Origin of the sequence: Sodalinema sp. (assembly GCF_046483825.1) — a bacterium.
In the GTDB taxonomy this organism is placed as follows: Bacteria; Cyanobacteriota; Cyanobacteriia; order Cyanobacteriales; family Geitlerinemataceae; genus Sodalinema.
The window spans coordinates 1-10,293 of the sequence record NZ_JAWOCL010000127.1; the positions used below are offsets into that span (position 1 = coordinate 1).

Annotated in this window: 6 protein-coding genes; 2 read left to right on the top strand and 4 right to left on the bottom strand. The window is 53.5% G+C overall.

What is annotated here, in order from left to right; all coding sequences use genetic code 11:
- Positions 1 to 1,995 (top strand): AAA family ATPase (locus R6U67_RS08160; protein ID WP_410252085.1); only part of this gene is annotated, 1,995 nt, incomplete at its 5' end.
- A 454-nt stretch (positions 1,996 to 2,449) separates the two neighbouring features.
- Positions 2,450 to 2,986 (top strand): transposase, encoded by a 537-nt coding sequence (locus R6U67_RS08165; protein ID WP_410252089.1) that lies wholly within the window; start codon positions 2,450 to 2,452, stop codon positions 2,984 to 2,986.
- A gap of 422 nt (positions 2,987 to 3,408) precedes the next feature.
- Here the strand turns inward: R6U67_RS08165 and R6U67_RS08170 are convergent, their stop codons facing one another.
- From R6U67_RS08170 to thrS, 4 genes are all read right to left on the bottom strand, one after another.
- Positions 3,409 to 4,797, bottom strand: a complete 1,389-nt coding sequence (locus tag R6U67_RS08170; RefSeq protein ID WP_410252086.1) for a BamA/TamA family outer membrane protein — start codon at positions 4,795 to 4,797, stop codon at positions 3,409 to 3,411.
- A gap of 148 nt (positions 4,798 to 4,945) precedes the next feature.
- Entirely contained in the window at positions 4,946 to 6,955 is a 2,010-nt protein-coding gene (locus R6U67_RS08175; RefSeq protein ID WP_410252087.1) for an ABC transporter ATP-binding protein, read from the bottom strand.
- A gap of 113 nt (positions 6,956 to 7,068) precedes the next feature.
- Positions 7,069 to 8,199: a peptidylprolyl isomerase gene (locus R6U67_RS08180; RefSeq protein WP_410252088.1), complete on the bottom strand. Its 1,131-nt coding sequence runs from the start codon at positions 8,197 to 8,199 to the stop codon at positions 7,069 to 7,071.
- A 240-nt stretch (positions 8,200 to 8,439) separates the two neighbouring features.
- On the bottom strand, positions 8,440 to 10,269 hold the full coding sequence (thrS, locus tag R6U67_RS08185; RefSeq protein ID WP_410252090.1) for a threonine--tRNA ligase: 1,830 nt from the start codon (positions 10,267 to 10,269) through the stop codon (positions 8,440 to 8,442).
- Positions 10,270 to 10,293 lie beyond the last annotated feature (24 nt).

Below are 10,293 nucleotides of genomic sequence, written 5' to 3' on the forward strand. Positions count from 1 at the left end.
GATGACCTCCTCTCGGAAATGAGCGCCTGTGGTGTGGATACCCCCTTCGGCGATGGGGCGGAATGGGCCTTGGATGCGCTTCCGGCGGACCCTCATTTACTCCTCGATGGCGACCCACTCTATCAGGATTTGGAAAAACCGGCCACACCGCTCCTAGACTGTTTTGGTCGGGATTTGTCGGAGTTGGCTCGCAAATGTCAACTCGATCCGGTGGTGGGGCGACAGACGGAGATTCTGGCTCTGGCGAGTATTTTGATGCAGAAGCGCAAACGCAATGCGATTCTCGTTGGCGATCCCGGTGTGGGGAAAACTTGCATTGTGGAAGGCTTAACTCAGTGGTTGTCCAGTTCCTCGGGACCCCCCGAAGCCCTGAGACAGAAGCGTGTGGTGGAAGTGTCGATGGCGTCGCTATTGGCGGGTTCGAAGTATCGAGGGGAGTTTGAGGAGCGGATTCAGGCCCTGATTCGCGAGGCCAGTTCGGCGGCGGATACGATTGTGTTTATTGATGAAATCCACACGGTGTTAGGGGCTGGGGGAACGGGGGCCAGTGATGCGGCCAATATCCTCAAACCGGCTCTGGCCCGGGGGGAAATTCACTGTATTGGGGCGACGACGGTTCGGGAATATCGCCAGACCATTGAGAAGGATGGGGCTTTAGAACGTCGTTTTCAGGTGGTTTGGGTGTCGGAACCGACGGCTGAGGAGACTCAGGCGATTTTACAAGGGTTGCGATCGCAGTTTGAACGTCACCATGATCTGAAAATTCACGATAGCGCCTTGGCGGCGGCGGTGGAGTTGACGGGCCGCTATGTGAGTGATTCCCGTTTTCCCGATAAAGCCATTGATGTGATCGATCGCGCCTGTGCTGAGGCCCGTTTAGATTCAGGGGGGATTTTGGCTCAGAAAGGGGTTCCGCTATCGGGTCCACGTTCGATTAGCCGCAGCGATATTGCGCGGGTGGTGGCCCATCAATGTCGTTTACCCTTAGAACAGATTTCCGAAGACGAGCGATCGCGCCTGTTGCGACTCGAAAGCGCCCTGCAAAAACAGGTGATGGGTCAAGATGAGGCGATCGCAGCGGTAGCTGACGCCATTCGTACCGCTCGGGCCGGCTTAAAAGCGCCTCAGAAGCCGGTGGGAGCGTTTTTATTTGTGGGACAGACGGGAACCGGCAAAACCCAGTTAGCGCAAGCCTTAGCGGAATTTCTCTTTGACAGTCCCCAAAAACTGATTCGGGTGGATATGTCGGAATATATGGAACCGAGTTCCACCTCTCGTTTGATTGGCGCACCGCCGGGATATATTGGCCATGAAGGGGAAGGCCAGTTAACCGGGGCTATTCGCACCCATCCCTACAGTGTGGTGCTGTTCGACGAGATTGAGAAGGCTCACCCCCAGGTGTTGGATTTATTCCTGCAAATTTTGGATGAAGGACGGCTCACGGATAGTCATGGACATCAGGTGTCCTTCCGGGAGACGATTATTATCATGACCTCCAATTTGGGGGCCAGTGTGAGTTCTCAGGGGACGTTAGGGTTTGGTTTGGAGTCTGGGGAGTCTGAGGCGGGCGATCGTCAACGCTATCGTGAGGGGATTTTCAAGAGTTTACGGCAATCTCTACGGCCCGAACTCCTCAACCGCATCGGACAAATTGTCTATTTCGATCCCCTCTCGGTGGACACGTTACGACAAATTGTTGAGAAAGTGATTGAGCAGGTTCGCCAACGGCTACAACGGCAACATTTGCGGCTCAAACTGACGGAAACGGCCTATGAGTTGCTGATGGAACAGGGCTACAATGCCGAGTTAGGCGCTCGGGAGATTGAGCGGACGGTGGAACGGCTGCTGGTGCGTCCTTTGAGTCGGGCCATTCTCAGTGGTCAGTTTTCTCCCCATTCTCTGATTTGTGCCGATGCGCGGGAGAATCAGTTGCATTTTGAGTCGATTCCCCTGCGGCGACGGAAACGGGTTAAAACGGCGGTGAAGGGGGAGTAGCATAAAGGACAAAATTGTAGGGGCGAAAATTTTTTCGCCCCTACGGCGACGGATATAATCTGCCGTCAATTTTCTCTATTATCTAAACCCGAAAGACGCACAATGAACATCAGATATCATCGAGATGTTACTGAAGAGGATAGGTCGATTATCAAGATACGGTAATTGGTGGCATAAAGGACAAAATTGTAGGGGCGAAAAATTTTTCGCCCCTACGACAATGGATATAATCTGCCATCAATTTTCTCTATCATCCTAAACCCGAAAGACGTACGATGAGCATCAAAGATTATCGAGATGTTACTGAAGAGGATAGGTCTATTATCAAGATACGGTAATTGGTGGCATGAAGCACAAAATTGTAGGGGCGAAAGATTTTTCGCCCCTACGGCGACGGATATAATCTGCCGTCAATTTTCCCTATCATCCTAAACCCGAAAGACCCACGATGAGCATCAAATATAATCGAGATATTCACCATCGCCAGTCAATTCGATTGCGTGGATATGATTATTCCCAAAGGGGTGCTTATTTCCTGACCCTCTGCACCCACAACCGAGAATGTATCTTCGGGAAAATTACAAATGGTGTGATGCACCTTAACCCAAAAGGGGCGATTGTCCATCAATGTTGGCAGGATATCCCAACTCATTTTCCCCATGTTCAATTAGACGAATTTGTAATAATGCCAAATCATCTCCATGGTATTATTTGGATTGTTGATGCCCCACCTATGGCGGCGAAACATCTACGGGCCTCTAAACTGCAACCTAGACCACATGGGACTTCAAAAACCATTGGTTCGATTGTGCGGGGATTCAAAATTGGTGTAACCAAATGGATGCGGCAAAACACCACAATCTACCAGACCTGGCAACGCAATTATTGGGAACATATCATTCGCCAGGAATACGAATTGCAGCAAATTCGGGAATACATCCACAATAATCCCTGCACATGGCAACAGGACAAATTATACTCAAACCCATAATTAGTGGCATGAAGCACGAAATTGTAGGGGCGAAAAATTTTTCGCCCCTACGGCGACGGATATAATCTGCTGTCAATTTTCTCTATTATCTAAACCCGAAAGACGCACAATGAACATCAAATATTATCGAGATGTTACTGAAGAGGATAGGTCGATTATGGACATACGGTAATTGGTGGCATAAAGGACAAAATTGTAGGGGCGAAAAATTTTTCGCCCCTACGGCGACGGATATAATCTGCCGTCAATTTTCTCTATTATCTAAACCCGAAAGACGCACAATGAACATCAAATATCATCGAGATGTTACTGAAGGTTGAGTAGAGGTCGATTATGGACATACGGTAATTGGTGGCATGAAGCACAAAATTGTAGGGGCGAAAGATTTTTCGCCCCTACGGGAGGCCAAAACCAATAACGGCTTAGAACGCCGGGCCGATGGAGAAATAGGCTCGGAAGTCGCCGCGATCGTTGACCCCAGCGGTGACCCGTAAGGTGTCCACAACGGGGACATCTAGGTCGAGGAAGTGTAAGCCGACACTAAATCCGAAACCGTCGCCGGGTTCGTTACGTACTTCAGACGGACGACCGATGACATCAGAGGCGGTGTCGAAATCCGAGACATATTGAACCCCTAGACTACCGCGCAATTCCTCAAAAAATCCGCCGGGCGTAACGGCGATGGGGAAGCGGTATTCTAGCCGGGCTTGAATGAAGCTGCTCGCGGTTCCGACGTCACCTTGGCCATAGCCTCGGGCGGAGTTAAATCCCCCGAGGTTGAAGGCTTCATAACCGGGGACATCTCCGAGAATAGTTCCGCCTTGGAGTCCTAAAATCAGGGTGCGGGGTCCTTCGGCAAATCCGAAGAGGCTGACGGGGAGATATTGGACATAACCGGCACTGAGACGGTTGAAGTCAAGGGTGCTGTTTCCGGTGGGAATCGATTGTTCGGTTCCCAATTGAAAGACGTTACCTGAGAGGGGAAAGCCGTACTCGTCGCGACTGGCGTTGTCTTGTAGGGCAAATAGACTCAGTAGTACAATATCGTCTTTACCATCGTCGCTGGCGGAGAGTTGATTGCCTTCTTCGTCAACGGGAAAGAGGTCGTCGTCGAAGGCCCGGTTTTGGATACGGATTTTTTCGTAGCTGAGTCCGGGCATTAGCACGGTGGTGCTGCTAACGGGAACGACGACTTGGCTCTCAAAGCCAATCCGGTTAACCCAGGGTTCATGTTCGTCACCGATGGGTAGGAAGACTTCGCGGACATCCTCGTCATCGTCGTCGCTGAGAAAGGCGTCGTCGCGGGTGTTGTTGAAGTTGGCTGAGAGGCGGTAGCCGACTCGCCGGCCGTCTCCATTTTCATCGCCGCTGAAGGCGGCTTGAGTATAGGTGACATCGGCACCAGCGAGAAATTCTCCCCCCTCGCCGGTGAAGACAATAGAACGCCCCTCTTCGTCACGGTAGCCGAGACGTAATCCGGCGGAGATTCCTTCGGCACTGTCGATGCCAAAGTCACCCCCGAGGAAAAAGCCGGAACGGAGGCGTTCTAGGATTTCGGGGGAATAGACTTCTGGCCGCTGTCTGGGAATGGGACCGAGAATGGGGATGAAGCGAGTGGGACTTTGGGTTTCAAAGTTAAAACCTTGAGCGAGTTTAGGGGCTTCAAGTCCCGGTGTTGGGTTTAATGATGAGGTGGGCAGATTGGACGCTGATGAGACCGTCGAGGCGATCGCCGGTGGGGTGCAGACGATCGCACCCAGGACCATTCCCCAATGGATTGGGAATTTCGACGGATTGAGTTGCATGGGCATACAGTCACTCCCCTAACCAGGTTCTAATGGGTTTTCTGAGGCGTTGCAAGGAACTCACCTCAGGGTATACCCAAGATATTACCGACTCTTGGAGGCGGATGGGTGAACTCTCGGGGAAACTGTAGCAATTTGTTGAAAATTTTGGGCGTTAGGCACGTTGCAACAGGGCCGCTGGATTGGGAATTGAGGCGATGAGTTGACGGGTATAGTCTCGCTCGGGTTCGCGATAGACGCGGTCGGCGGCACCAATTTCTTCGATTTTGCCTTGGTTCATGACCATGATGCGATCGCTCATAAACTTCACCACGCTCAGGTCATGGGAGATGAAAATATAGGTCAAGCCGAACTCATCTTGCAGTTCCCGCAAGAGATTTAAGACTTGAGCCTGTACGGAGACATCGAGGGCGGAAACCGATTCGTCACAGATGACAAATTTGGGATTGAGGGCTAAGGCCCGGGCGATACACACCCGTTGCCGCTGTCCGCCGGAAAACTCGTGGGGATAGCGTTTGAGACAGTCGGCGCTGAGTCCGACTCGTTCGAGGAGCCAAATGCAGCGTTCCCGCCGGTGTCGTGGTCCACCACCGACGTTGTGAATTTTCAGGGGTTCGGCGATCGCCGCCCCGACGCTCATGCGAGGATTGAGAGAACTAAAGGGATCTTGGAAAATCGCTTGGATGTTACGGCGTAGGCCTTGCAGTCGCTTACCTTTGAGATGGGTAATGTCTTGACCTTCAAAGAACATCCGGCCACTGGTGGGTTCGATTAACTGTAATAAGGTGCGAGCCAGGGTGGTTTTTCCGCAACCGGACTCTCCGACAAGACCTAGGGTTTCTCCAGGATAGACATGGAAGGAAATGCCGTTGACGGCCATGGCGTAGCGTTGGGTTTTGCCAAAAAGACCGCCGCGCACCGGATATCCGACTTGTAGATTCTCGACTTGTAGTAAGGGCGGTTGTCGCTGTAGATGAGCCAGGCGCTGGGCCATCTCTAGGTCTGAGATGCGGTTTTCGGGATTGGTCAGTAAGGTCAGGGGAGAATCCTGAATGAGATTTGAGTCGGAATTATCGGTTTCTGAGGCTTCCTCGGTCGCTGAAGGGTCGCTTTGGGACTCTTTAGCAGGAGAACCATCCCGTTCTGCAACCTGGGGTTGCTCATCGTTGGCAGGCGGTGGCGAGGTCTGTGCTTGGGCCGTCATGAAGTCGGCAATGGTGGGGAGACAGCGCAATCGTAGTTCTGTCTGGGGGCGACAGGCTAGAAGTCCCTGGGTGTAGGGATGTTGTGGACGGGAGAAAATGTCGCTCAGGCTGCCGGTTTCGACGATTTGGCCCTGATACATGACGGCGACATGATCGGCGATTTCGGCAATGACGCCGAGATCATGGGTAATGAAGATCATGGACATCTGATGGCGCGATCGCAACTCCCGCAAGAGTTGCAAAATCGTCGCCTGAACCGTCACATCCAGGGCCGTGGTGGGTTCATCGGCAATCAGGAGGGCCGGGTCACAGGCGATCGCCATGGCAATGGTGACCCGTTGCAGTTGTCCCCCGGAGAATTGATGAGGATAGCGGTTGAGCAGGCTCTGTTTACGCCGTTCTATCTCTTGCAAGACTTGTCGCCGTCCAGGAGCCGCCCCCACCCCTCCCAGAGCCGCTAACACCTCGTCCTGAAGCTGCTCCTCACCGGGGAGTAACTTCACTTCTTGCAGCCGGGCGATCGCCTGTTCTTGGGCCTCGGCTTTAGAAATTTTACGATGTAGGCGAATGGCCTCAACCAACTGAAACCCGATGCTATAGACCGGATTCAAGGCCGTCATCGGTTCCTGAAAGATGGTGGCGATACGTCCCCCCCGATAGCGTCGCAGTTGCTTGGGGGGCAGAGTTAAGAGGTTGACGCGATCGCCCACCACCGGGTCCCTAAACCAAATCTCTCCCCCCGTTACCTCACCCGGAGGACTCGGGACTAATCCCATCACCGCCAGAGAAGTGACGGATTTCCCCGATCCTGACTCGCCCACAATGCCCAGAGTTTGACCCCGAGGAACCTGAAAACTGACATCATTGACGGCATGAACCAAGCGTTCACCGGTTTGAAATTGAACCTGAAGATTACGAACCTCCAGAACCGTCGGATCAGGGGAAGCATCTGCGTGCATAGGGACTCAGGGGGACTCAGGGATGATGAACTCGAATCGAACCTGGGGAAGCGGGCCGGCGAATGAAGCCGCTATTAAAACCTATTTAATGGCCAGCCCGACTCCCGAACTGTTTATGATTCACCCTTTTGTAAGTATTGTGCGCCATCGACGACGCGAGCCGATTCGATGCGATCGCCCCGGCCGAGGTTTTCGAGGACCTCAGCTCCTTCAACCACATAGCCAAACGCCGCATAGCGACCATCGAGCAAGTTCAGCCCAGCTGGGGTTAACTCCGGCTCAAACAAGAAGAAAAAGAACTGAGACGAGCCACTATTGGCATCGAGATCCCGATGTGCCATCCCCAGAGTTCCAAAGGCGGAAAACGGCAGCACCGGCTGTTCACGATAGAGGCCAATTTCTTCGAGGGTAAAGCCATAAATCGGCTCATTCTCGCTGCGAACTCGAATTTCTAGGGGAATCGTGCGATACTCACCCGTCTCCGGGTCTACAAACCCATCCTCAGGCCCCGGCGGATCACCGGCCTGTAAGACATAATTGGCTTCAGCCCGTACAAAGTCGATGCCATCATAAAAGCCCCGTTGCACCAAATCCACGAAGTTTCCGGCGGTAATCGGGGCATTATAGCCATCAACCACCATCGTTAAGTCCCCTTGACTGGTGGTCATTTCTACCGTGGCGCGTCCCTTGAGTTGGGGTAAATCGGCGTATTCCTCGGGAATCTCAAAGGGGAACTCGCCCACCATCAACGATTGCAACTCGCCCAGGGTGTTGAGAATCTTACGGCGAACAATCCAAGCCTCTTCACGATTTTGCGTTTCTGCAACCGCTTCCAACTCACGAATCTGCTCATCGAGGCGTTCTAAATACTCCTGTCCCGCCTCCCGTTGCGAGGGAACCACCGCCTCTAGGATTTCATCCCGGCGGTAGGCCAGCGTGGATTTGGCCCCGCGAACATCCCGACTCACCGCAGACCAGCGTTTACGAGCGCGAAGCTGTCGCCCAATATCCTCAATTTGTTCTTGAATCCGTCGCACCGAGTCATTCTCGATGGGGAGAGCATATTGTAGCAGGGCTTTTGGATCGGTCACCGCATCCCCTTGGGGCATCCGGCTTTGGCGATAGTTCTGGCGGTCTCCCCCACCATCATCACTATCCCACCAGGCGGCACTGAGTCCCAAGGAGAGGGGAAGCAGTAGGGTGACGAGGAGTGCGAGTTTTAGCCAGCGTTTCAGTACAGTCATACGTATGGATTGAGTGCAGGTTTTTATAAGAAAATTGATTTGAAAGGACACTCGGCAAGCCCCAGGAGCCAGCCGTAACGCCACAGGTCATTATAACCCAGGGGATCAACCGGGGAGATACAGAAATGGTTCCTGTCCCGGTGTTCCGGCGCTCCCTGAAGAGGGCGCCCACAAGGGAACGCCCCTAAGTTGTTTTTCCCCTCCTGGGAGGGGCAAGGGGTGGGTTCTTCTTAGAACCAATTAGAAATCGCCGCGAGTCTGTAACGCCGTGGTGAGTTTCTCAATCACGTCAGGAATTTCCAAGGCCCCTAACTCCCCAGACGCACGAGTGCGGACACTGAGAGAGTTGGATTCTTGTTCCTTCGCCCCGACAATACACATGACGGGAATTTTGCCCTTCTCGGCATTGCGAATCTGTTTCCCCAAACGCTCGTTACTGGTATCGGCTTTAGCACGAATGCCAACGGCCAGCATTTGCGCTTCGACGTCTTTGGCGAAGGGTAAAAACTCATCGCTGACGGGCAACAGCCGCACCTGTTCGGGGGCTAACCAGAGGGGAAAGTCTCCGGCGTACTCTTCGATCAAAATCCCGATGAGACGCTCCAGAGAGCCGAAGGGGGCGCGGTGAATCATCACGGGACGCTGACGAGACCCGTCCTCGGCCACATACTCGAGTTCAAAGCGTTCGGGGAGGTTATAGTCCACCTGCACGGTCCCGAGTTGCCAGTCCCGTTCGAGGGCATCTTGGAAAATGAAGTCCAGTTTGGGACCGTAGAAGGCGGCTTCTCCGGGGGCTTCAAAGTAGCTCATGCCGCGCGATTCCATGGCTTGGCGGATGGCGTTCTCGGCTTTGTCCCAAGCGGCGTCAGACCCAATATATTTGTCAGAGTCCGCGTCGCGGGTGCTGAGGCGGGATTTGAAGTTGGTTAAACGCAAGCTTTGGAAGACCGTTAGAATCAAGTCCACCACGCTGAGAAATTCGGCTTCGAGTTGGTCGGGGGTGACGAAGAGGTGGGAGTCATCTTGAGTAAAGCCGCGCACCCGAGTTAGTCCGCCGAGTTCCCCGGATTGTTCGTAACGATAGACGGTGCCAAATTCGGCGTAGCGGATGGGTAAGTCCCGATAGGAGCGCAATTCGTTTTTGTAGAGTTGCACGTGGAAGGGGCAGTTCATGGGTTTGAGGACGAACCCCCGCTCATCTTCGATGGTGGAGTCCTCGTCGGACATCATGGGGAACATATCGTCTTTGTAGTTCTGCCAATGGCCGGAGGTTTTGAACAGGTCTACACGGGCGATGTGAGGGGTGACGACGTCTTGATACCCCCGTTTTTGTTGTTCTTGTTTGAGAAACTCTTGCAGGGTGGACCGCAGTAGGGTCCCTTTGGGGGTCCACATGGGCAGGCCGGGACCCACGGTGTCGTTGAAGACAAACAGGCCGAGTTCTTTGCCGAGTTTGCGGTGATCTCGTTTGAGGGCTTCTTGTTTGCGGCGTTTGTATTCTTGCAGTTGTTCGGGGGTTTCCCAGGCGGTTCCGTAAATCCGTTGCAGTTGGGGGTTTTTGGCGTCGCCGCGCCAGTAGGCCCCGGCGATGCTTTCGAGGTCGATCGCTTTGGGGTGTAGGTCGCCGGTGGTTTCGACGTGGGGACCGGCACAGAGATCCCACCATTGGTCGCCGAGGTGATAGACGGTGATGGGTTCTTCTTTGATGTCGGCGAGGATTTCGAGTTTGTAGGGTTCTTGGATTTTCTCAATTCGCGCTTGGGCTTCGTCTCGACTAACCACTTCTCGGGTCACGGGGAGTTTCTTTTTGATGATCTTCACCATCTCTTTTTTGATGGCTTTGAGATCTTTCTCGGTGAAGGGTTCGGGGCGATCGAAGTCGTAGTAGAAGCCATACTCTGTCCAGGGGCCGATGGTCACTTGGGTTCCGGGGAACAACCGTTGTACTGCCATCGCCATGACGTGGGAGGCGGTATGGCGAATCCGTTTGATGGAGTCCGACTCGCTGGTACGAGGAAGGCGAATCGGCTGTTCGGCGTGTTCGCTGGCAGGAGACTGGGAAACGACCATGGACGAGTATATGGGTAGTAGTGA

Excerpts from the sequence above, each read along its gene's own strand:
- R6U67_RS08170 (WP_410252086.1), bottom strand. The coding sequence starts at position 4,797 with ATGCCCATGCAACTCAATCCGTCGAAATTCCCAATCCATTGGGGAATG.
- R6U67_RS08175 (WP_410252087.1), bottom strand. The coding sequence starts at position 6,955 with ATGCACGCAGATGCTTCCCCTGATCCGACGGTTCTGGAGGTTCGTAAT.
- R6U67_RS08180 (WP_410252088.1), bottom strand. The coding sequence starts at position 8,199 with ATGACTGTACTGAAACGCTGGCTAAAACTCGCACTCCTCGTCACCCTA.
- thrS (WP_410252090.1), bottom strand. The coding sequence starts at position 10,269 with ATGGTCGTTTCCCAGTCTCCTGCCAGCGAACACGCCGAACAGCCGATT.